The organism is Paenibacillus rhizovicinus, assembly GCF_010365285.1.
Taxonomy (GTDB): Bacteria; Bacillota; Bacilli; order Paenibacillales; family Paenibacillaceae; genus Paenibacillus_Z; species Paenibacillus_Z rhizovicinus.
The window spans coordinates 3,255,001-3,280,188 of sequence record NZ_CP048286.1; the positions used below are offsets into that span (position 1 = coordinate 3,255,001).

The following is a 25,188-nucleotide window of genomic DNA, read 5'->3' on the forward strand; positions in this document are numbered from 1 at the left end:
CGCATTGTTAACATTCAGCTGCAGCATCTCTTTTTCCAAATCCATACCTTTTTCCAAACCCATGCCTAAACTCCTTTATAAGTAAACTTTATACATAGATTGTACCCTAACCCGGGTCGCAATCAACAATTTTCGCAGAATTCCTTCGTCTTCTTCCTATGTAAATAAAACCACATCCTCGTATGGACGTGGTTTTCGCTCCTGTTGAGACAGCCTTAATGGCGTGTAAGTAAGCGTATTCCTCTTAGATTAATTAACATAAAGACTTAACATGCAAATAACCCTCTTTCATGGGTGAAAAAGGGTTGTTTGCGCTCAGACATCATAATTGACAACGTAATGATGATGCTCGGTATGGTAATAGCCTTCGCTGTATTCGATCAATTCACCGCTTTCCTCGTACGCATAACGCGAGCGTTTGAGTAACGGCGTTCCCGCCTCGATTCGCAAGGCGGCCAAGACGGAAGCAGGCGCTGCCGCAGAGACAGAGAATTCATCCCTGTACTTGCCGAGCGACACGGCCTGTTCTTCAAGCAAATCATAGAGCGACTGCTCGCTTAGATCCGGCAATTCGGGGCATCCAACCCGGCTAGACAGGTAGTGCGTGTAATGAATGTACGGCTGGTCATTTAAATAATACACTCTCTCGATGCGCAGACACCGTTCGCCGAATAAGTGGTACGCCGCCGATCCCGCTTCGTTCACGGCGCTCTCCGCGAAAAGCAGCTGCTTGCGAATCCGATGGCCCTCCTCAACGAGCACTTCCGTAAAGCGTTTCAGCTTGGACAGCTTGGACACGGAAGTATTGCGTATGACCTTGGTGCCTTTCCCGCTGCCCGTCTCCACGTAGCCATCCCACGCCAGCTCCTTGATCGCGCCTCGCACCGTGGCTTTGCTGACGTTGAACTCTTGCTCCAGCTGCTGTTCCGTCGGGATGTTCGTTCCGACAGGATAGACGCCGTGCAGAATCCGATCCTTCACGATGTTCGCGATTTGCGCATACAGCGGCTTCTTGATGCGCGACAGCTTCATTAACGAATCACATCTCCGTTCGTATCCGTCATGGCTCGCAGGATTTCGCCCTCGCCCGACATCGGCGTGTCTCCCGACACTGTGTGGGCAAGCCCTGCTGCGGCTGCGGCGAATTCAACCGTCCGTTCCGGTTCGAAGGCAGCGAGCTCGCCGTGCAGGATACCGCTGGCGAACGCGTCTCCCGCTCCGATCCGGTCGTAGACCGCAAATGTGCGAGGTCCTGCGAACGAGAGGACGCCGCTCTTATACAAGAACCCGAGCAGCGAGTGCTTGTTATCGGCATGAACGGTGCGGTGCGTGCCCGCGATCACGGAAATGCCGTACCGGCTGGCCGCTGCCGGTAACAGCTCCGCGAGCTGCTCGAGGCGATCCGTCTTGTCCGACTTCATGCCGAGGATGTGGATCATATCCCGCTCGTTCATCATGACGATGTCCGCGAGTTCAAGCATCTGCTCATAATGGCGTTTGGCTTTCGCGTATCCATTCTCGCCCCAGTGGCCCGGCCGATAGTTGCAGTCGAAAACTACCTTGCCGCCTTGTGCTTTCACCGCATTTGCAAGCCGAAGCATGTGTCCCCTGACGACATCATTCATCGCCAGCGTAATTCCGCAAAAATGAATCAAATCGATGCCTACGGCGATCGCTTCATACTCGTAAGCGCCAGACGGCGCAGCGTTAAAGCTGCTCTCTTGCCGATTGGAATACGTGACCCGGCTCGGCCTCGCGCCGAATCCGTTCTCGAGGAAGTACATGCCTAGATACTGACCGCCACGGACCGCGAAATCCAGCGACAACCCCAGTTTCCGCACATTCGCCGCCGCAGCGTCTCCAAGCGGGTTATCCGGCAGCCTTGTGACCAGAAAGCTGTCATGTCCAAGACGGGCAAGCGCCGCGCCTACGTTCACGCCGGTCCCGGAGAACGAATAGCGAAGGCTGTCTGCTTGCGACAACAATTCATACCCTGGCGTTTGCAAACGCATCATGACTTCCCCGAACGCGGCGACGCGCATGCGTTTAGCGTTAGCCATGCCGGTCAACCAGCTTCTTCATGATCTCCAGCAGCACGCGCACATCCTCCACATTCGTCCTGCCGGTCGCCTTGTCGACGATGGATGAATAGACATGAGGGATGACTTGCGGCACGCCGGCTTCAAGCGAAATGCGCAGAATCGCCTCAAAGTTGTCCAAGTCGATTCCGCCCGTCGGCTCGAGGGCGAATCCTTCTTCCCCGCATGCCTTCGCCACGGCACGCAGCTCATCCTCGCGAGCCAATCCGTTCATCGGGAAATATTTGAGCGCATTGCCGCCCATGTCCCGCACGAGTGCGATCGCCGTCTTCACAGGCACAATAGCCTGCTCCGGATGCGCCGCACTGACTGGCCCCGTCGATATATTCACGTAGCCTGCCTGTCCCGCAGGAGAAACAAGACTGTTAATCCAACTGTCCTTCTCGCCCAAATTCGCCCGGGTAGCGCCGACAGCAGGGAAGACCTGATTGATATGCGTGCCGGGGTAATGCTTCGCAATCTGCGCGACGACGGCCGCCTGCCGGTTATCTCCGGCGCCGAGTCCGATCGAGACCGCGTCATCGATCGCTTCGCCGATTCGTTTCATTGCGGAGACGGCGGCTTCGGCGGTCGGATAGTCCTTCGATAGAACGCCGACGAGCACGAAGCCTTCAGCGGCATCGAATACCTCTTTTGCATTTTCCAAACCGTTTGCCAGTACGTTCAAAGCCGCGCGGCCTTTATATAATCGTTTCGTCATGTTAGACATGTTCATTGGCCTCCCGTAAGCGAACGTATGCCGTCCGCAATAACATCGATGTCATCGCCGAGAAGCGGACGCGGATCGATATCGAAATAGCCCTGCTTCACGCCATAATCGCGCGTATAAATGGCAATGTCGCCGTTTTGCAGCCCCTCGACGACCGCTTTGGCCGTCGTCCCCGCAAGTTGCGGATCGATCTGGATGCGCGCTCGGAATATCGCGCGCCCCGCTTCGTCTTGAACGATCGTCACCTTGACGCCCGGCTGCTCGTTCAGCGGCATCAGCGCCTGCAGGGATGCTTTTTCCTGCTCGCTGTTATCCTTCTTCGCCGTATATTCGTCGAGCGCCTGAAGCAGCCCGAACGAAGTTTCCTTGCCGACCTTCATGGATCGGCCGATCCCATGCAGCTGCATTTTGACCATCTCGATAAAACTCCGTTTGCCCGCGACAATACCGGAGGTCGGTCCTTCGATCGCCTTGGATCCGCTATATATCGCAAGGTCCGAGAGCTTCACGTATTTATAGACGTCCTCTTCCGCCGCCGCGTCGACGATGAGCGGAATTCCTCTGCGCTGCGCGACCGCCCAAGCCTCCTCCACGCCGATCATGTTCTTCTGCACGGCATGGTGGGACTTGACGTACAGAATCGCAGCCGTCCGCTCGCCGATGGCATCCTCGATATGCTCGGCCTTGCCTTCGTTCGCGTAGCCGACTTCGACGAGCCTGCCTCCTCCGAGGTATACCATCGTTTCAATCGGCGCGCCATATTGGACATTATGTCCTTTGAAGATAATAATCTCGTTCCGCGCGATCGGCTCCTGATGAAGCCGCTCGCTCAGACGCCGGTTCCCTTGCGTAACGATGCCGGCCACCGACAGCGCAATGCCGCTTGATGCCGAATTCACGATTACCGCGGCTTCGGAGCCCAGCAAGCCCGCGATGTAATCGCCTGCCTTGTCTACGAGATCGGCGATTTCAACATAACTTTGCCCGCCCTGTCTCATCGCCTCCATGACCGAATCCGCAGGCGCGGACACGCCGAGAATGCTCATGCGCCCGCTAGCGTTGATCACGCGTTTCAATCCGTACTTAGCATGCAATGAACCGCCCATTCGTATAAACCCCTCTCGCAATAATTTGATGCTCGCCTATGCGCGTCGCTCCCTCGGAATCGACGAATGTGATTTGCTCGCCCGTGACAGAGAATAACGTCAAATTCGCTCGATCTCCTGCTTGAATACGGCCCAGCTCCGGTTTGCCCAGCCATTGCGCCGCATTAGCCGTCACGGCGCCGATTACTTCGCTGAGCGAATAGTTTAAGGCCAGAAACTTCGACAGGACATGCGCCAAGCTGTAAACGGGACCGTTCTGCCGGTTTCCGCGATAGATGTCCGAACTGATCGTATCGAACCTGACCCCGCTATGCTTGGCCGCTTCCGCCGTCCCGAAGGAGAAACTGGCCGTCCCGTGTCCGACATCCATGCGAACGCCCCTCGCAACGGCTTCGATTAATGCGGGAATCGGCCTGCCGTCCGCTTGGAACAAGCGGTTGCTCTTCCCATTCAAATAATGCGTTACGACATCGCCTCGCGTGAGCAAGGGAAGAATCTCTTCGACTTTCGGCGGCGCTGAACCGATGTGGACCATTAACGGCAGACCGGTCGCTTCGGCCAGCTCCTTTGCAATCTCCAAGGGCCGAATGCCGTTCTCGCGAACGACGCTGCCGCTCATTCTGGCCTTCCAACCGACGATGAAATCCGGGTACAGCCGAACGGCTTGCATCGCCTGCTCCTTGTCCAGCCAAGCGAGGTCTGACAGCTCGTCAATCCGCTGCAGTCCAACCCTGGATACGTTAAGCAGCGCAAACACGGTCGTTAACGCGGCCGCGCGGCTTGCCGCCAAATCGCCGATTCGGTCCGCGCCGCAGCTGCCCGCATCCACGATCACCGTAACGCCTTGCTTCACGCCGATCTCGTCAATCTCATCCCCGTAGGGATGCAATTCCGGAAACGCATGGACATGAAGGTCAATCCAGCCGCTCGAGACGAACAAGCCGGAGCAATCCAGCTCCCGGCCGCCTGCGATACCGCCGCTCCCTGCTTCCGCCACTTCGGCTATCACGCCATCCACGATCGCAATATCCACCTTCCGTCCGTCCGTCAGCTTGGCCCCGCGCAATACCATGTTGTCGCTCATCGTAAGTTCACCCTAAGATTATAACGTTATAATGTTACTCTATATGGGTTTTAGGATGGCGTCAATAAACATTATAATGTTTGCATTCAGAGGCGGAGGCGTCGAGCATGCAAGGAATGAAATGATAAAAAGAAGTGTAATGAATAAAAGGAAATCGAGCAGCTCTGGACACTCCTCACGCTCGCAGCTCACGTTCGTACCCGTTTCCATTGCTTCCATAGACACATCCGAAGTCTTCGCCGTATCCACTGATCGAATCTTTCTACGCGACTCTTTGCCGTGGCTAGTCGGTAATAGCCAAGCCATCCCATCATGTATCGGTTAATTTGCCCGATGCGGTCTTCCATGGCTATGGAGCGCGTTCGGTTCGTCAGCTCACGTACTCGCTCTTTGAATCGCGAGATGCTTTGCGGGGCGTTTGACGGGCGAAGGCCTGTACGTTCCCGTTAGGAGTTCGGCTTTCACCGTTTCCCAGTGTGTTTTCAGGTAAGCTTGTAGCTGCGCTACCGTTACGCAGTCCACACCGGGCGCTCCTCCGTTTTGTACGACTCGTTTGTAAGCGAGCCGAAGGTTCTCTCCTTCGAGCATCCGCCCCAGCAGGTCGTTCTGCTCTTTGCGCGAACGCATCGGTTTCCACTCTCCTTTCGGTTCAGCCCTTCCGTGGGCTGTTGCAACAGCCTATGTACTATGGCTTCTGCTAACTTCTGCGGGTTCAGCGCAACCTCTCGGCTGCGGTTACGAAGTGACTTCGCATTTTTTTCTCCCGCAGATCTCCCCAGATAAGAACGTCATCTTTCTGCCCGCAGCCACTGGAGTTTACAGGGATAGCCTTTGGCGACTTTGGATTTCGTCATGTGTGGGTGACTCATCCGGCTAACCCTGCCTCGAATCCAGTTCGTGTACTTTGGCTCGTGCATTTGCCTAAACTTCCTTCAGATTCCGCCTCGCGGCGGACACCCTTGCTCTTGGCTAACGGTAGGCGTTCGCCAGCCCCCGTTCGGGACTTTCACCCTAGAGACGACGCCCATGCTGGGCGTACTACGAAAAACCACATCCTTGAAAGGATGTGGTTTAACTGGCGGAGGAGTTACGGAGACTTCGGTACTAGTTATAATGAACTTTCTGTCGTTCCCTTCATCATTTCCTTCACCGCATCCTGAATCGTGCTGGATGGAATGGCGAATCCGATGCCTTGGGCTTCGGCGTTGACTGCGGTGTTCACTCCGATCACTTCGCCTTTCGTGTTCAGCAGCGGTCCGCCCGAATTGCCGGGGTTAATCGAAGCGTCGGTTTGGAGAAGATGTTCGTATTTATGCTCCGATCCATCGTCCTCCGCGACCGTAATGGGACGCTCCTTCGCGCTCAGAACGCCTGTCGTCATCGTATGATCCAAGCCGTACGGATTGCCGATCGCGATGACCCAGTCGCCGATATTCGCCTGATTCGAGTCACCGAAGCCTAGCGTCGGAAAAGCTTTGCCGTCCTGCGTCTCCACCTTGATCACCGCCAGATCCAAATCTTCGTTCTCGTTGACGACCTTGGCCTCCAGCGGCTCGTCGTAACCGGGCACCGTTACCTTCAGCTCCGAGGCATCTGCAACGACATGCTGGTTGGTCAGGATATAGCCGTCCTTATTGAAAAAGAATCCGGATCCCGTGCCCATCAGCACCGGCTCTTCGTTGGTCGGCAACGACTGCTGCCGACTGCCCGACTGACCTCGGCTGCTGCCGAAGAGGTTGGATCTCGACTGATTGTTCTCGACGCCGTAATTGCCGATCTCCACGACCGCCGGGTTCGCTTGATTAAATACCGCAGCGAAATCCTCCGTAGAGGACTGGAGAGAAGCGGTCTTCACTCCGGCATCGGCCGAAGCAGGGTTAGCGGTCGATGCGGACGTTTGGACCACGTTGGCTGTCCCTCCGCTGAATAGATTCATGCGATCGGACATGTAAGCTAACCCGCCGATCGTCAAAGCGCCGGCAAGAAAAGCGGCCAAAAGCGTTTGGGACGACGTTCTTTTGCGCCGTTGCGCTCCGCTCCCCGAAGCCCCTTTCCGGTCATTTTCCGCGATTGCATCTTTATACGCTGCTTGCAGGTCAGCCGCCTTCTTCGGGGAATCGTAGCGATATATAGTTAGACCTTCACTGGCGTTGTCACGTTCATGTTTGATATCCTTGTTCTCGTTCATTCGAATCATCCTCTCTTGCTCTTGATGACTCTATTATGTGGGACGATTCTAAAAGGAAGCTTAAATCTAGCTAAAAGGTTGCTGAGTATCCTTTGAATATGTCAGGAAAATGGATCCGAATGGAGTGCCTTTAGTTACTCGTATATTTTGGCTGCATATAAAATATCGGCAAAAACCTTCCACGTTTGTTCTGGAATGGTCTGGTCGGTGTCTGAATAGTAACCATCCATATCTTGTATCCACCCTTGCATGGCTTCGAGGTACTTATCTAAAGTCGGATTTTCCCAGTCATTCGAATTTTTAACCAAGTCGCTCCTAAGAACAGTAAGAAACCGCAGAAAATCATTTTTTGATCTTATTTCATGTAATTGCATGATAAACCCCCTTGCCCGGATTTTTCCTTAAAATGAAACATCAATGACCTCGTACGGCGAGCAGCATCTTGCTCACTTTCATTTCCACATCGATTAAGGAGAATGGTTTAAACATATACGCATCTGCGCCAAGTTCCAGCCCTTTATGTACGTCCTCTTCGCTGCTTCTTCCGGAAAGGAGTATGACTTGGGTCTTTGACGCACGCGTGCCTTCCGTTCTCAATCGTTCAAGCACTTCAAATCCGCTCATGCCCGGCATAATGCAGTCCAAGATACAGATATCCGGCTGCTGTTCGACTAAGATCCGATAAGCCGTTTCTCCGTCTTGCGCCTCGAGCAGCTTGTAAGGCTCTTTCCTGAATTGATCGGCGATCATCTTGCGGAGCATACGGTCATCGTCGGCAATCAGAATCGTTTTGGACTCTTCGGCTTGAGTTTCCAAGCCAGCCGGATTTTTTTTCGCCATGCCGAAGGATGTTCGGACAACACGATTCCGCCCGGTCCGCTTCGCTTTGTACAACGCATAATCCGCGACTTGGAACCAATTCTGAACGGACTTGCTTGTATTCCAAGATGCGATGCCTGCCGAGAAGGTAATAAAATAATCAAAATTATCGTGGCTAGCAATCGACTCGCTTCGGACGCGCTGCAAGATGCGATTCATGATTTTTTCCGCTTCAAGGTCGGTAATCCCCGGAAAAATGACACCGAACTCTTCACCACCGACGCGCGCCAGTATATCGGTGTTCCGCAGACAGCTTTGCAGCAAATGGCCGAATTTCTGCAGCACGAGATCGCCGGCTGGATGACCATGTCGATCGTTAACCTCTTTAAAGAAATCAATATCGATGATGACCAGCGTCAACGGCTCATTGTATCGCTGCGCACGGTTCGCTTCTACTTGGAGCTGCAGGTCGAAATACCGCCGGTTATGAATTCCGGTCAACGGATCGTTGAACGCCAGGAGCGCCAACTCCTTGTGCCGCAGCAGCATCCGTTGAATCCGCGCGCTTAGCTCTTCATAACGAAAAGGTTTGGTGACGAAATCATCAGCGCCCATCCGAAAGCATCGCACGACATCCTTCATATCATTGCGGCCGGACAATACCAGCATGGGAAGCCATTTAATCATTGGATCTTCTTTCAGTACCTCGAATATTTCATAGCCGCTATGCGGATGCATCATCAGATCAAGCGTAATTAACTGATAGTCATTCTCTTTCAGCAGCTTGATCGCAGCTTCCACGTTCGAGGCCTCATCTACGTTATAACCCTCAAGCCTAAGCTTGCGAGCCAAAAAGGACCGTAACACCCGGTCATCATCTACGATCAGCAATCTGCTGCCTAAGAGTTGGGAGGGAAGGGCCTGCTTGCGCGGTGCTTGCTCTTGTTCCAATAGCAGTGCCTTGCAGTTGATTTCGAATTCCATTTCAAGCTCCTGCAAGAGGGGAGCGCTGGCCAAGCAGCAATCCTGAAACAGATTTTGCACTTCGTCTACTGCGAAGGAACTCGTATCGTAGCTCCATTCCCAGGATTGGGAAAACAGTTCGGCTACTCGCCCCATGCGTTCCATCCCCAGAATGGGGGCGGTTCCTTTGATCGTGTGGCCGATCCGGTACCATTCTCTCGCTCGTTCGATGACCTCGTCAGAGCGGATTATGATTGAAGGATCATTCAAAACATCCAGTTGCTGCCTCAGTTCTTCGAGATACTGTTGTCTGCTTTCAAACTCCAAACTGGGGCTAGCTTCCACGTAATCATGGCTATCAAACTCATCCAAGCTGTATTCCTCATTTCTCTCACGTTGTCACAATCACAAATATGAGCTAGATGATATCTGCGTCAGCATTGATATCGACAGTCAGTATATTCAGCCTAAATGTTTGATCAAATAATAATTCTGGGTCATTCTTGGGCCGCTCTCCCTCTCTCAAATCATGCAATGTAGTTTCAAATAGCTATGTTACGGGCGCTGCTCCTGAAACATAGCGTTCATCCGTATACTCATTCGACTTTTCCAGATATAATATGGATGATCCTTCTAGTTGATGAATAAGCTGTTAACGTTCAAAATTAACCCTAGTAAAAGATTCATTCGAGCCGTTCTGATCATCCATAGTTATCCACCACCGTATGATCAATCTAGAAATTATTCACATTGTGTATCGTTTTATTTAACTACTTGAGGTAAGGTGACCCGATGAATTCAGAACAGATCCGATATATTCTACAAGTAGCCGCAGACAAATCAATACGAAAAGCAGCAGATAAATTGCATATAACTGCCTCTGCCATTAGTCAATCCATTCAATCATTAGAAAATGAACTAGGAGTAACCATATTCCAACGAACGAGCAAAGGAACAATTCCAACACATGAAGGCGAAATCGTGCTTACAAAACTATTAGAAATGAAAACTAAATATATCGAATTATACGAAGATATTAATCGCGCAAAAAATGGCGATTATTTGAAATTGAAAATATCGTATTCTTCTGCGTTTGGACATATCATTAAAGAAGCGTTATTTTCTTTCAAAAAGGAGTTTAAAGATATCCAGATAGAGCTCTTTGAAAAAACACCTCAGCGGATTTGCGAAGAAATTTCAACCAATAGCATCGACCTTGCTTTTCTTGGTGAAGAAAAAGAATTAATGAATCGGAATTTTGATATTGAAATTTTATATACAAGCTATTTGTGCATTTGCCTCGGAAAAGAGTCCCGTTTTCGCTTTAAAGAATATTTAACATCGGAGGATTTAAGGAACGAATCCATCGTTGTCCTCGACTCTCCCGCTCATAAAGAAATGATCAAAAGAGCAAATCTAGACGGCAATCCGATTTATGTAACGGTGACCCGAACTGAACCAATTGGTGAGTTTATTCTGCAAGGAAACGCCTTTACAATTATGGATAATTTTACATTAAAGGGTCATATCTACATTATGAATGAAAATTTATTTGCTATTCCATTTAAAGATCCTGATTATTTTTATAGAGATATTTGGGCCGTTCATTGCAATACGAATCTATCCAGCTATACCAGGGAATTCTCCAAACATGTAAGAGCTCAATTTGATTAAAAAGGAAACCAAGTCCTAGTAAACTGCTCCCTAATGCTTCTCTCGATGCGAATAAATTGTTTCTCCATACAGGAAGAAATTAATAGGCGTTCACTCTCAATGAGTGCCCGCCATGTATAAGGCGATAGGGTTCGTTATAACCGCCAGCCCCCATCACTGCTATACTTTAAATTTCATAACAAGAGCTTCCAAGTTCTGAGAATCTTTGCTGAGAAGTTCGGTAAAAGCTGAGACCTCTTTAACTAAGACATTTTGCTTTACCGTCATATCGTTAACGCTTCTCACTCCTTTAAGCGATTCTTCAGCAACCGATGCCATATCGGCAACGGATGCTGCGATTTCTTCTGATCCGGCCGCCATTTCCTCGCTAACAGCAGACACCTCCTGGACATGCGAAGCCACTTGCTGGCTTGATTTCAAAATACTTTCAAACGATACGATCGCTTCTTCTATCCTCTTCTGACCGTTCAACACCTCTTCCGTCACCTGTTGCATCGCTCGTTCCGTTTCGAACGAATCATTTTCAATACCTACTAGAAGTTCCGTTATTTGCCTTGCCGACGATGAGGAATGCTCGGCCAGTTTACGAATTTCATTAGCCACAACAGAGAACCCTCTACCATGTTCGCCGGCTCTTGCCGATTCAATGGATGCATTCAGCGAAAGCAAATTCGTTTGATTGGATATTTCAGATATCGTGGAAACAATAGTTTCAATATGAGCTGATCTTCCTTTCAGCTGTTCTACGATAGCTACCGTACCACTAACTGAGTGTCCGATTTGAGCCATCTGAGAATTGACTTGCTGTATGTAAGCTACTCCATTTTGAGCGTCTTGCTCTGTATTTAATGCCGCTTCGGATAGAACCTCTGCAGATTCAGCAACGCGCTGCACACCCTTGGACATTTCTTCAATTGCACGGAATGCATCAAGCGTATTTTGTACAGAGGTTATTGCACCTTGCTCAATAACTGTTCCTCGTCTCGTAATTTCCTCTGTTGCGCTTGCGGTTTCTTTTGTATTCACAACCAACTTGCTTGACGAGTCTAATACGCTCCATGACGTATCTCGTACATCTGTGATAATAGATTGCAGTGCGTCCAACATCTCATTTAAAGATTTGGAAATTTTTCCGATCTCATCATTCCCTGAATAATCCAGTCTTCCAGTGAGATCGCCGCCGCTCTTCGCAAGTTCGGCTATTTTTTCATTGACAAGCTTAAGTGGTTTCAATTTCACGTAAATCATAATGATCATTGCAAGTAGTATGGCAAATGTAATCATGAGCAAGAGTATCGTTACCTTAAGCAATAAACTTGCATTATTTTTTGCGGCAGTCGCTTCGCTTTCCGCTCTCGTATTCATCATGTGCTGAAACTGTTGTAGTGATTCCATAATGACTTTTTTGTTCGAGTCATAGTTGCTGTCGAACATGAGCTGCCGGGCTTCAGTAAAATCCTTGCTCTCCGCGGCTTTCATAGCTGCATCTTCCGTTGCGACGAGGATATCTGAATTTTGTTTTGCCTTTGCAATGAAATCCATTTCCTCTTTCGGTGCACCTAATTTAGTCAATTCATCCAAGACGTGATCTCTTGTTTTGGTTTCGTTAACTTCTCTCCAGTAATTGTCATAATGAACTATATCTCCAAACTGCACATAAGCTCTCGCTTCGTTTGTTAAATAGTCCGAGGCATTGGCTAAATCGATCCCTAATTGCTTGAATACAGCTTGGTTTTTCACAGCGGATCGTTCTTGCGCCACACTGCTATGAAGTAGATAAATACTCCCTCCATTCAAAACCGACAATAAGATAAAAACACCACTTGTTGCCTTAAGCCAAGTTGTAATCTTCATATGAATGTCCTACTCCCCATGTTTTCTTCCATTAGCAGTAAATGACGCTTATTCCTTTGGAGCATCTGGATTTCCATCCGTCAGCTCTCCATTTTGGACTTTGTGGAGTTCCATTGTAGTACAATCAGTGCCGTCAAGAATCAATTCGAGCTGCTCACGATTATAAAGTTCATCCATACACGCATTCGACTTCTCCGTAAATAATATAGATATTCCTTCAAGCTGCTGATCAAGCTGCTGAATAAGCTGTTTACATTCAAAAATAATCTCACGCAAGGATTCATCCCAATCGTTTTGATCCGTCATAGTTATCTCCTGTTTTCTAAAGATTAGGGGGAACGTCCCCATAACGAATTCTCCAATATCATGACATTATAGTATTCAATGCATATGATCAAACTAGAGATTGTTAACACTGTGTATAGTTTTATTTAACCGCTTGAGATAACCCAATGAATTCAGAACAGACCCGATATATTCTACAATTAGCCAACGTTTATCCGTATTTGGGTAACCAAATAACCGGCTCCTTGTTAAGCGAGCCGGTTTAACGATAGCAATAGCACTTCTTTGGGGAGTGAGATTGCATTCTGCAATTCAATCTTGCACGACGCTATTTCCCTCGCGTTTTTCGACTTCTAATCATGAAAGAAGCGATCATAGCTGCCGCGACCAGGAGGGCGACAATATCGATATAGAGCCATTTCGCATGTGTGTTCCTGCCGTAAGACAGCTTCACGCTCTTGATGCCGACATTGGCTTTGTTGTCTCCCTGCGCCAGCATCCACAACTGCAAATCAACCGGCTGCTTTGGATCAAGCTGCGGGTACGCCTCATAGACCAAATCTTTTAACTTATAGGATTTCTTGCCGAGCTGCGAGGTTGGAGCTTGAACCTCAACCCCTTCGTTCTTGCCCTTTACATAAATCATGAGCGACCATTCGTTCGACGCTTGGGCGATATTGACATCCAGCGCCGGGTCACGCTGCAGATCGACGCTCATGAACGGCGAGCCGACGCCTCCGCGGTCGAGCAGGTTGTCCTCGCGAATGAGCGCAACATCGTCCGCTTTCACGGCAGCGCCTTTCATCGAAGCCAACGGGATCCAGTTTGCGATCGCTTCCGCTCCTTGAGGAGCTTTCCACTCCTTCTCCTTCCATACAGGCTCGTCTTGATAAAACATATCGATTCCGCCGAATGAGGCCTGCGCACCCTCCTTATCGGCCGCGACCAACCACAGTTCGACGTCCTGAACGCCCAAATAAGGCAGATCCGGCCGCAATCTTCGCAGCTCTTTCATGACGTCAAAGACAAAATGTCCCGTCTCGGGCCCATCCGGTTTAATATAGAGCCCCCATTTTTCGCTTTTCACATGCAGCTGCAGCGTCCACTCCGGACTTGCGGAATCGACGTCCACGATTAGAAAAGATTGACGGCTGAAATCAAGTTTGAAGGCAGGGCTTGCAATCCCTCCGTATGCGCCGTCATCATTCGTTTCCGTAACGACCACCTTGCCGTCTTTCAACTCGCCTTTCCCTTTCATGACGGAGATCGGTGTCCATGCGGCCATCTGCGCAGGATCGGCCGTCAGAATGGAAGTCCCGCCTTCATTGCGCACGAAAAGCTGCATCTGCGCCGTATCCCGCTGTCCGTTCGAAGCTTCCAGGTCCACCTGCAGCTGTTGAAATCCGTTCGGAAATTTCTTCGTGTCCAGCTGCAAGGGGCTCGGGATCTCGCTTCCCTTGTAAATTTCCTGATCGGCAAATGTGATCGTCACCTGCTTGATCTTCTTGTTCACAGGAACGGCTGCTTCAAGCGTAACAGGAAGCGCGCCACTCACCGTTTGGCCGGCTTGCAGATCGCGAATATTGATAGCAGGCCTCGCGAGCGGCGCAACGAACACACCTCCGGCGCTCAAGCCCTTAGCGCTCGATTCGATCGCCTTTCCGGCCGGAACGACGACAATGACAGCCGCGCTATCGCCAGCCAGCGTAATCGTGGCCTGATTAGTAACACTTGCGGCCAATACATGACCGGAAACCGAGTCGAACAAATCCACCGGCGCGCTTCCGATGCCCGTAACATCCAGAGACTTGGCTTCTTTATAAGGATTGTAATACAAGTAAGTCGGGTAAGCGTCCTCATGAAAATAATCCGTTTTCAATGTATCGATTTTCAGAATGCCCTCAACGTTCGTCGTATCGATCAAGCCGCCAAGAAACCCTGCGTAGGATCCGCTGTAGAGCGAGAAATCGGTATTGCCCCATCCGCTTACCGTCGGATCGCCGCTCGCGTAAGGCGTCTTTCCTTTCATCTCCTTGCGCAAGCCTTCATAAGGAATGACGTGCTGCGGATCTCCCTGCCAATCGGATCCCGATTGATGATCGGGAGGCAGAGCATCGGCATAGAACAGGCGCGACTGATTCGCGGCATTCAGCATCCACTTGCCGATGTCCCGGGCATACCTGGGATCATAGCGCACTACCGGAGCCAATGCGCCGAATGCCGAGAACGTATTCATGGCAAACGCATATCCCCCGTTATCCTTCAAGCTGCCGAGCAAGCCGTCGGCATCGTAGCCGCCCCACTTGCCCGTCATCGTTCCCCATCCGTCCCGGACCGCGCTGCCTCCGTCAAATACCCAGTTGATCATTTTGTCGACATCGAAGGACTGGGCTTGCTCGGCGTTCATCCTCGCTGCCATATACGGCGCGAAGTATAGCAGCACCTCATAGAGGGGATTGTCTTTCTGCCGCTGCAGAAAATCCATGCTGAGCTGCGCAGCCTGCAAATACTTGGCGTCTTTGAATTTGGCATAAGCCATATATTCGAGCATGGCTACGCCGGCTGCAGCATCCGGTTCCGTCCACTGTTCGTTGTTGAACGGCTCTGTTCGGTAAAATTTATAGGCCGTGTAATTAAAATCCGCCTGTCCGTACTTGCCGCCCAGCTCCTGCACCGCACTGGCCCATTTGTCAGCCGTACTCCGCATGATTGCATCCATATTGTCCACATCCGGATAATAAGAATCGAGCGCATAGAAAAGAACATGCGGTAAAATTTCATACCAGAACGTCTGGCCGCTTACGGTGTTCGGGTTGTTCAGAATGACGTTCTCCCCGTTATCCTTGTTATAGAACGTCTGCAGCATTTTCACGTAATTCTTGCCATTCTGGTTGCTCTTATCGATACCGACAAGCGTGGCGCTTAGTACGGCCGCCATCATATTGATCGCTTCTTGCGAACCGTCGTTGCCCTGCGAGAACTTCCCGACGTAAGACATCAGACCAAAGGTATCTTCTTGCATGTTGGTATGCGTCTTGTCCCACCAGCCCACAGGCAGAAACGTTCCTTGCTTCGTAAAATCGAACACGAATTGATCGTACTGGCGCGCCGTCTGCTTCCAATTCTTCATCTCATATGGCTGAGGAAGATTGGGCATTTCCTCGATCTTGTTGATGCGCTTCTGCACGTCAGGCACGGCGCTCACCGGCTCATTCACACCGGATGCAAAAGCTGGCGAAAGCAGCGAGGTGAACATAACCGCGCTGCCGATGGAGACAGAAAGCCCCATAATGCCAAGCTTCTGGGTGATTCGCTTGTTCATAAGTTCCTCCCAGATGCTAAACACCCGCCGTTGCATGAGGCAAAGGCCTCCGCTGGCGGCGGGTGTGAGCAATTTATTTGTACGTCCAAGTTTACTTATTGATCGTTACTTATTGATATCATTGAATTTTGCAATGGTAGCTTTCACGGCGGCAGTAATGTCAGAGCCGCTTTCGATCGGCTGCGTCAGCTTCTCCCAGATCGCTCCGTCGATTTCGCCTTCTTTCGGCTGGTTGTTGAAGCCGCGAGCAACCTCGGAACCTTTGCGGATGGCATCCACTGCGTAGGTTTTATCCGGATTGCTTGTCGAAATCAAGTCGAAACCGGATTTCGTAGGTGCGACAACCTTCCATTTGTGAATCGCAAGCGTCATATCGTTAAGCGCTTTTGCCGCGATGGCAGGATTTTTGGTCGTGCTGGACATCGCCGTTACAGCCATCCAGCTGAATGTGACTTGCTGCGTGCCTTTCGGCGGAACGACCATGCCCACTTTGAACTTCGATGTCTTCTCGACATCGTCGCCAGCGCCGCCGATATACATCGCCACTTTGCCGGTTTTGAACATATCGCCGTTGCCCATGGAGTCAGCTTGCGCGCGCTGCGGCATAATGCCGGATTTTACGATGGTTTGATACATTTGAAGACCTTGAATGGATTCAGGCGAATCCAGTACGATTTTGCCGGCTGTGTCGAAGATATCGCCGCCGTAGGACCAGGTGTACATCGCTGTCGGCATATTGTTCAACAGCGCGCCCCATTGGCCGTCTTTCGTCAGTTTTTTGCCTGCTTCGACGAAGTCGTCCCACGTCCAATCGTTCGTCGGAGCGGCTACGCCTGCATTGTCAAACATATCTTGGTTGTAATAAAGCATGTACGGCTGGGAAATCCAAGGCAGTCCGTAGATTTTGCCGTTTACCTTGCCTACATTGAGCGGGCCTGGATAGTAATCGTCGGCCTGGAACGAACTTACGGAAGCCAATGGATCGTCAAGCGGAGCAATTGCGCCCAGGCTTGCATATTGCGGAACATATTCTTGCGACAGCCACATGAAGTCCGGAGCCTGATGAGCAGCTACCATGGTCTGCAGCTTGACGTAATAGTCGGCTGGAATGCTTTGGACTTCGATCTGATAATCGGTTGCGCTTGCATTGAGCTTGTCGATCAGATCTTGAAATTCTTTCAGTTCGCCCGCACCTGCCCATGTCGCTACTTTCAATTTCACTTTCTCGGCTGGCGCTGCGTTTCCGGCAGGTTGATTGCCCGCATTCGCAGCTGGTTGATTCCCTTCATTCGATTTGGACGAATTGGAACCGCATGCTGACAGGACGATCGAGAAAACCATGATGCACACTACCATGAAATAAAATCTTCTTTTGCCTAACATAGATGTACTTCCCCCTCAATAATATTTGAAATTGATTTCCGGCTATAAGGGCAGGAGATCAAAAATCAACGCGGTTCAGTGACCACTAGCCTTTAATACCGCTTAGTTTAACACCTTCCACAAATTGCTTCTGCGCCAGGAAGAAAATCACAAGTACCGGTAGCAAAACCAGAATCGAGCCTGCCATGAGCGGCCCCCACTCTACCTTCATAACCCCCTGAAACATCGCGAGTCCCAACGGAAGCGTGAATTTATTCGTATCGTTCAAATAAATCAACGGTCCGAGCAAATCGTTCCAGCTTCCCTGGAAGGAGAATATGCCGATCGTAACCAAAGCCGGTATCGACAAGGGCAGGAAAATGCGGTAAAAGATTTTAAAACTGCTCGCCCCGTCGAGCACCGCCGACTCATCCAGTTCCTTAGGTATCGACATAAAGAACTGACGCAGCAGGAAGATAAATACGGGAGCTCCTCCCAGAAAGCCCGGAATAATGAGCGGTTTGAAGGTATTCGTCCAACCGATCTTGCTGAAGCCAATAAACACGGGAATCATCGTGACTTCCCCGGGGAGCATGATAGTAGACAGCACCAGAAGAAACCATATACTTTTACCAGGAAATTGGAACCGGGCAAAACCGTAGGCAACGAGCGCCGAGACAAATACGTTGGATAAGAGATTAAAGAACGTAATCGTCAACGAGTTTTTAAACAGCGTTGCAAATTCAATTTCACTTACAGCTCGCGAATAGTTCTCCCAATGAAAACCGTCCGGCAAAAACTTCGGTGGAATTTCAAAGATGACGTCTCCCGATTTCAAGGAAGTCGACAACATCCAAATCAGCGGAAGTAATGTTGTAATGGACAACAACACCAGCAGGCTATATTGGACGATAGCGCGTTTGGTTCTTTTTCGTTTACTGCCAGCCACATAAGACGACATGCTAGTTACCCCCTTTTTCGCTTTGGTCTTGTATTGACTTCGCTTTCATAATAGACCCAGGCCGAAGATGATTTAAATGCCGCCATCGTCAGAAGCATGATAAGTACGAATAGAACCCAAGCCATCGCCGTCGCATAACCCATCTTGAAAAATTTGAACGCGTTCTCATAAAGATAAACCATATAGAAGCGGCCTTGATTGCCCGCGCCGCCAATAATATAAGCGTCCCCGAATTTACGCATCGCACCGACGATTCCCATGATCAGATTATAGAAAATAACCGGGGACAGCATCGTGAGCGTAATATGTCTGAATTTCTGGAACGCATTCGCGCCGTCGATTTCCGCAGCCTCGTAGAGATGACCCGGAATATCCTGCAAGCCGGCGAGATATGTCAGCATGCCGCCGCCCGCTCCCCAGACGACCATCATCAGATACGAGTAAAGAACCATATGAGGATCCGTCAGCCAGCCCTGCTCCGGAATGCCCAGCTTCGACAAAATCAGATTAATCATCCCGAAGTCTTTATCCAGCATCCATTTCCAAAGGAGCGAAATCGCAATCCCGGAAACGACGGCCGGCATATAAAGCGCGGTTCGGAAGAAAGCCATCCCTTTCAGTTTGGAATTGACCAGGACGGCAATCAAGATGGAAGTTGCGATGCCGAGCGGAACCGAAATAATTGCAAACCTGATTGTAATCCATAAAGCGTTGACGAAATCTTCGTCCCGAAATAAATCCGAATAGTTCTGCAAGCCGACAAACTTTGGCGCATTGAACGTGTCCCATTCTGTAAGCCCGATATAAAACGCAAAGATCAGCGGTGCTACAGTTAACAAGATGAACCCGAGAATCCAAGGGGAAATGTATAAATAACCTTCGTATTTTTTGAAACGCACCTTATCACCCTCCTTACAAAAAATTTGAAAACGTTTTATAATGTACATTTTAAGTTACTTTTTGATTTTGTCAACATTATTTAACAGGTTTGTAATTAATTATTTATTTTAAATATTTTATTGTAATGTCTTGTCATGTAATCCCCACACGAAAACAGGAAAATCGAGAACGATTTCCCCTCCGATACGCGTATAGAACGAAGCCTGTAGCTTCAGCTTCGGCATGCCCGATCTAGGCTTCTAGACACCATTTTTCTCTACAAAGAACAGCATTTCCGAATGCTCGCTGTCCTTCGACTCACGTATCCTGAAGGTCATCATTTCGTTCTTGGATAACGCATCATCGTTTGAATTCCTCTGAACGACTTGATTCGATCTCGACATGACAAACAAGGTGACTCATCCTCAAATAGCAAATTACATAATCTTGAAATTAGGCTAACAACATTATTTATTACTTCTATCATGTTGTCAATCGCAAAAGAACAGTCCTAAATTTTCCAAGAAAACCGCTTTCTTTTTTCGCTTTTTTCCAATATAATTTGTAACGTTACTACCTGTTATTTTTTTTGAGCGCTTGCTCATATGGAAGGGGGCGGCATCATTTGAAGCAAACGAAAGTGAACATGCAGACAATTGCAGACACGATACATATCTCCAAAAACTCCGTCTCGCAGGCATTGACCGGCAAAGACGGCGTGAGCGAGGAAACCAGACGTCTCGTCTTCGAAACGGCAGAGAAGCTCGGCTATGTGTACTCCGAAACCCGGAAGAAGAAACAGCAGGAGCGGAGCCGGACCATCGCCCTGATCGCTTCGGAATACGCTTTCTCTCAGCGTAGTTTCTTCGGTGAAATCTATCTCGCGATCGAGAAGGAGTGCTCCGAACGCGGCATTTCCTTGCTGATACAATCCGTGAATACGGAAGCGAGAGACCGGCTTATTCTCCCTTCTGTTCTTGACAGCCAGACCATAGACGGCGTTCTCATTCTCTCGCACATCAGTACCGAATATATAAATGCCATATTGGAAACGAACATTCCCGCCATTCTAATTGACCATCATCACCCTGATATTCATGCGGACTGCATCCTGACGAATAACCGCTTCGCGGGCTATGAGGCGGTACGTTATTTAATTCAGCTCGGCCACCAAAAAATAGGATATTGGGGTAACGTGAACATTTCCCCAAGTTATTACGAGCGGTTCGAGGCGTACCTCCGGGCCATGAATGACGCCAGCCTCCCTGTTGATCCTGAATGGGTCGTTAAAGACGCAATCGAGGATATCAACGATATGCAAAAGAAGCTTTCGAACATGAAGGCTTTTCCGACTGCCTGGTTTTGCGTCAACGATGGACTTGGCTTTCTACTCATATCCAGTCTTAATCAATTAGGAATCAAGGTTCCTGACGACATATCCGTATGCAGTTTCGATAACGGCCAATTGTCGCAGATTAGTTCGCCGCCGACAACGACGGTCACAATCGATCTTCCCATTTATGGACGGAAGGCGGTTGAACAACTGTTATGGAGAATAGACAACCCGAATGAACCTCATATGGAAATTCTGCTTCCTGCCAAATTGATACCGCGTGAATCAACGAGACAACTGACATCTTAGTTCTCAACTAGAACAACTGGTTTCTTGTGGCCGATCTGCATGGGTACCCTGCACGGGACATTTTTGAATGTGTTCGATGCAGGGGGCTTTTTGGCATGCTTGAATATATTGTCGGGAACCGCCACAAAAAAACGCATCGCTGTCCTGCCGGAACGAAGTCCGTCAAAGACGCGATGCGTTAGTAGTAGAATGACAGTTGCAATACTACCTCCAAACCAGTTCGGGCTACAATTGGGCTCAATTTAAGACAGAACAAAGCCCCGTCCTCACGAGGACGGGGCTTTCATTTGGTGGAGGCGAGGGGATTTGAACCCCTGTCCGAAGACAACGCCACACAGGCTTCTACGGGTGTAGTCACAGTTTTGATGTCACCCTAGCAGCGCCCCGTAACCGGCTATGCGTTGGGTCAGCCTGATTGTCTTATTCCGTCGACCCCAGGCGGAGACCGAACGGCGTATCCCACTATTTGTTAGCCCCTAGTCTAGTCACATGGGCGATGCTAGGTAGGAGCACGCTAACAGGTTATTAAGCTGCTAAAGCGTAGGATTGTTGTTGTTTGCCGTTTAATAGGCTTTAGCGTTGATGAAGCAGACGACTCCCTGCTACCCGCAACCCATGCTCGAACTATCCCCGTCGAATCGGTAAGCACTAGCGCGTAGAGCTTCGAGGTCTGCTGGTACAGATCGAAGCCATGGACGTCTTGATCTTATCATGCTGCATCGTGTAGATCGCATTGTAAGAGACCGAAGCCATAAAGATGGCGAATCCGACTGAACCTATGGTCAACAGCACCATGATTCGTTTGCGAAGCGAGGAGAACCCGAACCGTTTGCGCAGCTGATGATCAAGATGTATATTGGCCTCTGATCCGTTGCAGTCGACTAATTGAGTGCGTCGAGCAATCACTTTCAAACCGGAGCGGTGTCCAGCCAGTTTATATATTATGATCACGAGTCCGCCGACCTACAACAGGGTTGCGGGCGCTTAAAAAAACATTCTTTCGGTTAACCACAAGCCCCCTAATACAAAAGCGATCGCTGAACAGACATTGACGACTCTCACTGAAAACTTCCATTTGTGAATAAAGAAGAGCAGAGGCAACAATATCGCGAGAATTCCTAGCTGGGCAACCTCTATTCCTAAATTGAAACTAAAGATATTAAATGCCAAATAGTTCTTTGCCAGGTTCATGCCCTTTAATAGATCGGCGAACCCCATGCCATGGATCAAACCAAATACGAACGTAATCATCCAGCGTTTCTTCACGTCTTTTTTGAAAATATTTTCAATGGCGACATAGCAAATGCTAAGCGCAATCGCCGGTTCAACGATACTGGACGGAACGTTGATAATATCGAGCACCGTCAAGGTCAACGTTAAGCAATGCGCGATGGTAAATGCCGTAATGACCGCCGCATATTGTTTAATCGTTTGCCTTGCAATCAACAGCGAAAAAATAAACAAGAGGTGATCATAGCCCGTCAAAATATGTTCTACGCCTAGTCTGAAGAATGAGATGAATGCAGAAATCATTTCTATGAACCCCCCCCCGAATTTCCAAAGATTAGTCATTTCCTTTTCCTTTTGAATAAACAAAACTAAAGATCAGATAGATGCATAAACTTGCCATACCCGAGCTCCATAGTAAGATCCTGAATGTGGAAGAAAGGGGATCCCTATCTGCCTCTATTGCAGTGTTCAGGAGTATCTTCCGTCCGCTGTACACAGTGAGATAATGAGCCATGAACAAAGCGGCAGCCATATGCAAACCGCTCAAGGAAACGAAAACCATTCTGCCGGTTATCCGCGACAGCGGAGCAAGCAGCTTGATTACCAGGATGGAAAGGATCGATAAGCCCAGCAGCCACAGGAAAAACCGCGGATCGACTTCCGGCTCTTGCTTGAACTTCAGGATTAGAATAGGGCCAAGTGAAGTCAGGGCAAGAAGGAAAATAGGCTTGGCAAGCCGGTCAAAGTAATGGCTCGCATTGAAATATTTCCAAAATTTAGCCGGAAAGAGCGATATGACTACAGCCAGATAATAAATAAGACAACCGATAAAGCCGACCATCATGTTCTTATGGCGTACAAGTTCGCTTTTCTTAACGGCATAATTAAAGCGGTCTTCCGGACTCGCGAGTGCTATGGCCTGATTGAGGGTTCGAATAGCCTTACTAACATGACGCTGCTTCACGAGAATGTCAGCGTACAATCGCAGGGCCAAAGCTTGGTCCGTATTTGCAATGTCCGCCTTGCCAAAGCCGGCTATATAATCTTGCACGTGCTCGCTTGCCGCTTGATATTCGGCAGCTTCAAAATATTTGTTAGCCAAATAGATATGCATTTCGGGCGCAATCGCTGCCTGCTCATTCTTTGAAAGAATGATTTCGACTTTCGCCAGTCTTTGTTGAATCGAAATATTGTCTTCTTCCGACTGAGCGCTTCTAAAATCCCGCAATGCTTGCCATTCGGAACGTCTCTCCTCGAGATACGTTATTCTGTCTCGAAAGTCCTTGGAGAAGGTCCCCTTCGGGAAATGGTCGAGATACGTCTGATACAAGGTCAATGCCTTGTCAAAATCAAATAGATAGTCGTCGTAGATATGCGTTAACTGCTTGTACACGACCTGGTCATTCAGGTCCGGGTTCTTGGCCAACAGTTCTTCCATGACCATTGCCGCCTGCTCATAATCTTTAGCGGCAAAGAGTTCGTTCGCTTTAGTGCGGTATTCCTGTTCGTCGACGGCAGAACTGCTTTGAGCCATGCAAGTGCCAGTAATCATAATGAAGATCATGACTATCATCATGAAAGCAAAGAAATACGGTGCACGATTCTTCTTCATGGATATCTCTCTTCCTGCTTTCTTAGAATGGTACGAGTTGCAAATCGAATAGCCGATCGACGAACCAAATGAAACCGACAATAAAAATGGCTGCGGATGTTACGACGGTTACTCTTCTGAGAGAAAACTTTTTCTTTATCAAGTAAAGAAGGGGCAGCGTGATTAATAAAATCGACAGTTGTCCGAGTTCTACGCCGACATTGAACGAAACCACCGAGCGAACAAGATTCGACTTGTCCGCGACATATTCCTGAAGGACGCTGGCAAAACCGAATCCATGAACCAAGCCGAACATAAAGGTAACCAGCCATCGATAATTGACCTCTTTGGACAATAGGTTTTCCGCCGCGATATAACAGATGGAAAGGGCAATGACGCTTTCGACGAACTTCGCGTTCAGATTGACAATATGCATGGCCGCCAGCAATAAAGTTATGCTGTGCGCCACGGTAAACGACGTGATAATTTTTATGGCTTCCCTTGCGGATAAACCGATCACGATTAAAGCGAGCAAGAACGCGACGTGATCATACCCGGTTAAGATATGCTTGATGCCGAGGCCTACGAAAGTGGCGATATCGGACAAGAATGCCGCGGTCTTATCGGAGAATTCCCATACGCTATTGTTGGCGTCGAATATATATTGCAAATCCGGCTGGGTCTTATCGAAGACCGCCTGCACCGAATCGTCATCGGCATCGGTATAATAAATATAGCCAAGATTCGCATGTTGATTGTTGGTTTCGTCAAATAAAAGATGATACGCGATTTTCACTTTGTTCTCTTGCCAATCAAAGTCCAGATCGCTTATTCTCAGCCATATTTTCCACAGTGTCCCTTCCCGCTCGATCTTAACCACCTTTTCCGGATAGGAGCGGTCGTTGATGGAAACCGATAGCTTCTCGTCGATATACGGTTGGATGACTTCGGTCGTCATTTCGCGGAGCTGGTCATCCGTGAGCTTATCCAGGTCATACCCAAGTTCCTTGATTCCTTTAATCTCCTGAAACAAAGCGGGGTCGAGCTCTATCGTGGACAGAATACGATCCTTGCCAAAGGCCCATTTGGAGCCTCCCAGATACATGTCGTGAGCAAGCACGGGGGTCATTCCGCAAAGAAATAAAGCGATGACCAGGATCAAAGCCGCTAGTTTTCTGTACCCTTGTAAAAGCATCACGATGCACTCTTTTCTTCTGTAAGTTATGCCGAGGCCGAAAGGAACGCGCTGCGACGATTGACCTGATGGCAATACGGAAACCGGACTGAATCCATTATTCTTACTTAGTTAATAGTATGAAAGATATGTATGCCGAACGTTAAGTTTATGTTGTTTTCTCGTAAAATCGAAGGTGCGGCGCGATCCAAAGCAACAATGCCGCAGCAAAAAAGAAATGGCGGA

General features: G+C 49.2%; 23 protein-coding genes and 1 other RNA gene (1 of these 24 only partly in view). 2 read left to right on the plus strand and 22 right to left on the minus strand.

Translation table 11 applies throughout. From position 1 onward, the window contains the following. The 11 genes from GZH47_RS14515 to GZH47_RS14560 form a co-directional block, all read right to left on the minus strand. Window positions 1–63, minus strand: the 5' portion of a protein-coding gene (locus GZH47_RS14515) for a YecA family protein (RefSeq protein ID WP_162640716.1). Its footprint begins 1,098 nt before the window's first position; only the first 63 of its 1,161 coding nucleotides appear in the window; it begins with the start codon at window positions 61–63; its stop codon lies off the left edge, out of view. Between the two features lie 252 nt (window positions 64–315). Beyond that, on the minus strand, window positions 316–1,032 hold the full coding sequence (locus GZH47_RS14520) for a GntR family transcriptional regulator (protein WP_162640717.1): 717 nt from the start codon (window positions 1,030–1,032) through the stop codon (window positions 316–318). Next, the gene (locus GZH47_RS14525; protein ID WP_162640718.1) at window positions 1,032–2,060 is read right to left on the minus strand and encodes a sugar kinase; all 1,029 of its coding nucleotides are present in this window, start codon (window positions 2,058–2,060) and stop codon (window positions 1,032–1,034) included. The genes GZH47_RS14520 and GZH47_RS14525 overlap by 1 nt, the downstream gene beginning before the upstream one ends. After that, window positions 2,053–2,808: a 2-dehydro-3-deoxy-phosphogluconate aldolase gene (gene dagF / locus GZH47_RS14530; protein ID WP_162640719.1), complete on the minus strand. Its 756-nt coding sequence runs from the start codon at window positions 2,806–2,808 to the stop codon at window positions 2,053–2,055. Before dagF ends, GZH47_RS14525 begins: the two co-directional genes overlap by 8 nt. Window positions 2,809–2,810: 2 nt before the next feature. Further along, window positions 2,811–3,914: a DgaE family pyridoxal phosphate-dependent ammonia lyase gene (locus tag GZH47_RS14535; RefSeq protein ID WP_162640720.1), complete on the minus strand. Its 1,104-nt coding sequence runs from the start codon at window positions 3,912–3,914 to the stop codon at window positions 2,811–2,813. Beyond that, window positions 3,892–4,998: an amidohydrolase/deacetylase family metallohydrolase gene (locus GZH47_RS14540; protein ID WP_162640721.1), complete on the minus strand. Its 1,107-nt coding sequence runs from the start codon at window positions 4,996–4,998 to the stop codon at window positions 3,892–3,894. Before GZH47_RS14540 ends, GZH47_RS14535 begins: the two co-directional genes overlap by 23 nt. A gap of 188 nt (window positions 4,999–5,186) precedes the next feature. Further along, window positions 5,187–5,345, minus strand: a complete 159-nt coding sequence (locus GZH47_RS34635; protein WP_263866917.1) for a group II intron maturase-specific domain-containing protein — start codon at window positions 5,343–5,345, stop codon at window positions 5,187–5,189. Between the two features lie 28 nt (window positions 5,346–5,373). Beyond that, on the minus strand, window positions 5,374–5,625 hold the full coding sequence (locus GZH47_RS34640) for a hypothetical protein (protein ID WP_225446491.1): 252 nt from the start codon (window positions 5,623–5,625) through the stop codon (window positions 5,374–5,376). A gap of 481 nt (window positions 5,626–6,106) precedes the next feature. Further along, on the minus strand, window positions 6,107–7,186 hold the full coding sequence (locus GZH47_RS14550; RefSeq protein WP_225446492.1) for a S1C family serine protease: 1,080 nt from the start codon (window positions 7,184–7,186) through the stop codon (window positions 6,107–6,109). A 134-nt stretch (window positions 7,187–7,320) separates the two neighbouring features. After that, a complete protein-coding gene (locus tag GZH47_RS14555; RefSeq protein ID WP_162640723.1) occupies window positions 7,321–7,560 on the minus strand; it encodes a DUF7660 family protein in 240 nt (79 codons plus the stop codon). A 40-nt stretch (window positions 7,561–7,600) separates the two neighbouring features. Next, the gene (locus GZH47_RS14560) at window positions 7,601–9,340 is read right to left on the minus strand and encodes a response regulator (protein WP_162640724.1); all 1,740 of its coding nucleotides are present in this window, start codon (window positions 9,338–9,340) and stop codon (window positions 7,601–7,603) included. A gap of 420 nt (window positions 9,341–9,760) precedes the next feature. Between GZH47_RS14560 and GZH47_RS14565 the strand changes: the two genes are divergently transcribed. Next, window positions 9,761–10,642: a LysR family transcriptional regulator gene (locus GZH47_RS14565; RefSeq protein WP_162640725.1), complete on the plus strand. Its 882-nt coding sequence runs from the start codon at window positions 9,761–9,763 to the stop codon at window positions 10,640–10,642. A gap of 159 nt (window positions 10,643–10,801) precedes the next feature. Here the strand turns inward: GZH47_RS14565 and GZH47_RS14570 are convergent, their stop codons facing one another. The 6 genes from GZH47_RS14570 to GZH47_RS14595 all read right to left on the minus strand — a co-directional run bounded on the left by GZH47_RS14570 (window position 10,802) and on the right by GZH47_RS14595 (window position 19,325). Beyond that, window positions 10,802–12,496 (minus strand): methyl-accepting chemotaxis protein, encoded by a 1,695-nt coding sequence (locus tag GZH47_RS14570; RefSeq protein ID WP_162640726.1) that lies wholly within the window; start codon window positions 12,494–12,496, stop codon window positions 10,802–10,804. 48 nt (window positions 12,497–12,544) lie between these two features. Beyond that, window positions 12,545–12,802: a hypothetical protein gene (locus tag GZH47_RS14575; RefSeq protein ID WP_162640727.1), complete on the minus strand. Its 258-nt coding sequence runs from the start codon at window positions 12,800–12,802 to the stop codon at window positions 12,545–12,547. Between the two features lie 307 nt (window positions 12,803–13,109). After that, window positions 13,110–16,103 (minus strand): hypothetical protein, encoded by a 2,994-nt coding sequence (locus GZH47_RS14580; protein WP_162640728.1) that lies wholly within the window; start codon window positions 16,101–16,103, stop codon window positions 13,110–13,112. A 105-nt stretch (window positions 16,104–16,208) separates the two neighbouring features. Beyond that, on the minus strand, window positions 16,209–17,486 hold the full coding sequence (locus tag GZH47_RS14585) for an ABC transporter substrate-binding protein (protein WP_162640729.1): 1,278 nt from the start codon (window positions 17,484–17,486) through the stop codon (window positions 16,209–16,211). Between the two features lie 85 nt (window positions 17,487–17,571). Further along, window positions 17,572–18,426 (minus strand): carbohydrate ABC transporter permease, encoded by an 855-nt coding sequence (locus tag GZH47_RS14590; protein WP_162640730.1) that lies wholly within the window; start codon window positions 18,424–18,426, stop codon window positions 17,572–17,574. Window positions 18,427–18,431: 5 nt separating this feature from the next. Further along, window positions 18,432–19,325 carry a carbohydrate ABC transporter permease gene (locus GZH47_RS14595; RefSeq protein ID WP_162640731.1) on the minus strand — a complete coding sequence of 298 codons (894 nt, stop codon included), beginning with the start codon at window positions 19,323–19,325 and terminating at the stop codon, window positions 18,432–18,434. 605 nt (window positions 19,326–19,930) lie between these two features. Between GZH47_RS14595 and GZH47_RS14600 the strand changes: the two genes are divergently transcribed. Further along, entirely contained in the window at window positions 19,931–20,947 is a 1,017-nt protein-coding gene (locus tag GZH47_RS14600) for a LacI family DNA-binding transcriptional regulator (protein ID WP_225446493.1), read from the plus strand. 288 nt (window positions 20,948–21,235) lie between these two features. Here the strand turns inward: GZH47_RS14600 and ssrA are convergent. From ssrA to GZH47_RS14625, 5 genes are all read right to left on the minus strand, one after another. After that, window positions 21,236–21,588: a transfer-messenger RNA gene (gene ssrA / locus GZH47_RS14605) on the minus strand. Between the two features lie 7 nt (window positions 21,589–21,595). After that, window positions 21,596–21,898 carry a hypothetical protein gene (locus GZH47_RS14610; protein WP_162640732.1) on the minus strand — a complete coding sequence of 101 codons (303 nt, stop codon included), beginning with the start codon at window positions 21,896–21,898 and terminating at the stop codon, window positions 21,596–21,598. A gap of 33 nt (window positions 21,899–21,931) precedes the next feature. Further along, window positions 21,932–22,480, minus strand: a complete 549-nt coding sequence (locus GZH47_RS14615) for a HupE/UreJ family protein (protein WP_225446494.1) — start codon at window positions 22,478–22,480, stop codon at window positions 21,932–21,934. Window positions 22,481–22,511: 31 nt separating this feature from the next. Then, window positions 22,512–23,789 carry a tetratricopeptide repeat protein gene (locus GZH47_RS14620; protein WP_162640734.1) on the minus strand — a complete coding sequence of 426 codons (1,278 nt, stop codon included), beginning with the start codon at window positions 23,787–23,789 and terminating at the stop codon, window positions 22,512–22,514. A 22-nt stretch (window positions 23,790–23,811) separates the two neighbouring features. Beyond that, window positions 23,812–24,963 (minus strand): HupE/UreJ family protein, encoded by a 1,152-nt coding sequence (locus tag GZH47_RS14625; RefSeq protein WP_225446542.1) that lies wholly within the window; start codon window positions 24,961–24,963, stop codon window positions 23,812–23,814. Window positions 24,964–25,188: the final 225 nt, after the last annotated feature.

What these genes read in the sequence shown, in the direction of transcription:
- GZH47_RS14520 (WP_162640717.1), bottom strand. Translation starts at nt 1,032, where the DNA reads ATGAAGCTGTCGCGCATCAAGAAGCCGCTGTATGCGCAAATCGCGAAC.
- GZH47_RS14525 (WP_162640718.1), bottom strand. Translation starts at nt 2,060, where the DNA reads ATGGCTAACGCTAAACGCATGCGCGTCGCCGCGTTCGGGGAAGTCATG.
- dagF (WP_162640719.1), bottom strand. Translation starts at nt 2,808, where the DNA reads ATGTCTAACATGACGAAACGATTATATAAAGGCCGCGCGGCTTTGAAC.
- GZH47_RS14535 (WP_162640720.1), bottom strand. Translation starts at nt 3,914, where the DNA reads ATGGGCGGTTCATTGCATGCTAAGTACGGATTGAAACGCGTGATCAAC.
- GZH47_RS14540 (WP_162640721.1), bottom strand. Translation starts at nt 4,998, where the DNA reads ATGAGCGACAACATGGTATTGCGCGGGGCCAAGCTGACGGACGGACGG.
- GZH47_RS34635 (WP_263866917.1), bottom strand. Translation starts at nt 5,345, where the DNA reads ATGGAAGACCGCATCGGGCAAATTAACCGATACATGATGGGATGGCTT.
- GZH47_RS34640 (WP_225446491.1), bottom strand. Translation starts at nt 5,625, where the DNA reads ATGCGTTCGCGCAAAGAGCAGAACGACCTGCTGGGGCGGATGCTCGAA.
- GZH47_RS14550 (WP_225446492.1), bottom strand. Translation starts at nt 7,186, where the DNA reads ATGAACGAGAACAAGGATATCAAACATGAACGTGACAACGCCAGTGAA.
- GZH47_RS14555 (WP_162640723.1), bottom strand. Translation starts at nt 7,560, where the DNA reads ATGCAATTACATGAAATAAGATCAAAAAATGATTTTCTGCGGTTTCTT.
- GZH47_RS14565 (WP_162640725.1), top strand. Translation starts at nt 9,761, where the DNA reads ATGAATTCAGAACAGATCCGATATATTCTACAAGTAGCCGCAGACAAA.
- GZH47_RS14570 (WP_162640726.1), bottom strand. Translation starts at nt 12,496, where the DNA reads ATGAAGATTACAACTTGGCTTAAGGCAACAAGTGGTGTTTTTATCTTA.
- GZH47_RS14575 (WP_162640727.1), bottom strand. Translation starts at nt 12,802, where the DNA reads ATGACGGATCAAAACGATTGGGATGAATCCTTGCGTGAGATTATTTTT.
- GZH47_RS14580 (WP_162640728.1), bottom strand. Translation starts at nt 16,103, where the DNA reads ATGAACAAGCGAATCACCCAGAAGCTTGGCATTATGGGGCTTTCTGTC.
- GZH47_RS14585 (WP_162640729.1), bottom strand. Translation starts at nt 17,486, where the DNA reads ATGTTAGGCAAAAGAAGATTTTATTTCATGGTAGTGTGCATCATGGTT.
- GZH47_RS14590 (WP_162640730.1), bottom strand. Translation starts at nt 18,426, where the DNA reads ATGTCGTCTTATGTGGCTGGCAGTAAACGAAAAAGAACCAAACGCGCT.
- GZH47_RS14615 (WP_225446494.1), bottom strand. Translation starts at nt 22,480, where the DNA reads ATGATTTCTGCATTCATCTCATTCTTCAGACTAGGCGTAGAACATATT.
- GZH47_RS14620 (WP_162640734.1), bottom strand. Translation starts at nt 23,789, where the DNA reads ATGAAGAAGAATCGTGCACCGTATTTCTTTGCTTTCATGATGATAGTC.
- GZH47_RS14625 (WP_225446542.1), bottom strand. Translation starts at nt 24,963, where the DNA reads ATGCTTTTACAAGGGTACAGAAAACTAGCGGCTTTGATCCTGGTCATC.